The 1,150-nt window shown below is 50.3% G+C and carries 1 protein-coding gene and 1 pseudogene; both read left to right on the top strand.

Translation table 11 applies throughout. The features are described from left to right. Positions 1-363: FimD/PapC C-terminal domain-containing protein (locus ABIE29_RS23390; protein ID WP_429621732.1), on the top strand; the 363-nt coding region annotated here is incomplete at its 5' end. Between the two features lie 2 nt (positions 364-365). Next, positions 366-1,150: pseudogene (locus ABIE29_RS23395) on the top strand (hypothetical protein); the annotation flags it as partial.

Genomic DNA, 1,150 nt, shown 5'->3' on the forward strand with positions numbered 1-1,150 from the left:
ATGCCGTACGAGGTCGAGCTGGAAAATACCAGTGATAAAGTTGCCCCACATGCTGGCGCAGTGAGCAAGGTGACGTTTAAAACCCAGCAAGGAACACCGCTGCTGATCATGGCCCAACGTTCGAATGGCGAGGCGGTACCGTTTGGGGCCGAAGTGTTCGACAGTGTGAAAAACAACATCGGCAGCGTTGGCCAGATGGGGCAAATCTATGCGCGGGTAGAAAAGCAACGGGACCAGCTTACGGTCAAGTGGGGGAGCCAACCGGGTCAATACTGCCAGCTGAACTATATTTTACCGCCTAAACAACCAGGCTCGACCACTAAAAACATTATCCGCTTTGATTCAATCTGCCGGGAGGATTAACAATGAACAGATTTACTAACGGGTGGCTTGAAAGCATTCGAACGACCTTCATTCGCCGTAGCCTGAACGCCCTATTGGTCGTTCTGGCTGCCTACAGTTCGGCAGGTTTTGCGCTGACCTGTAAGATAGATGTGCCGGTCAGAACCGATGCCTTCCCGTTGCAGGGAGGGAATATCACCGTGGGTAACGAACTCCCCCTCGGTACCATCATCTATCGGCAAAATATCACCTCAACCAAGGATTATGCCAATGCACCTCATGGAAAGTGTGATGGCAGCGGCCCCTATACGGACAGGCAATACATTTATCTCACCAACATGCCGCAGTCGCTGTCCAGCTGGCAAGGCGGGACTTATTCCGGGAAGATATACAACACGAATATTCCAGGCATTGGCGTAGTTATCGCAAGGGGGAATACCGGTGTTAATGCCACACCCTATCAGTGGTACTCTGATACCAGGCCCAGTATTCCTGATGTACAGGTGTGGACCACCATCACGATGATATTGATAAAAACCGGTAATATCACGCCAGGTAGCGTGAACGGCAGTTCCTTGCCTACCGTTACCATCCGTAACGATTACACCGTTGCCAATAGTAGTTCCGTGGTTTTCACATGGAAGCCCTACACGGTCAAATTTAGTGGCAGTTTAAAGGTCATCTCTCAAACCTGTAACGTACCGGATTATACTGTCGATCTTGGGTCCTGGGATATCTTTGACATAAAGTCAAAAGGGTCCAGCGAATGGCGTGATGCCTCAATCAAGATGACCAACTGCCCAAGGTT

Origin of the sequence: Serratia sp. 2723 (genome assembly GCF_050434425.1) — a bacterium.
In the GTDB taxonomy this organism is placed as follows: Bacteria; Pseudomonadota; Gammaproteobacteria; order Enterobacterales; family Enterobacteriaceae; genus Chania.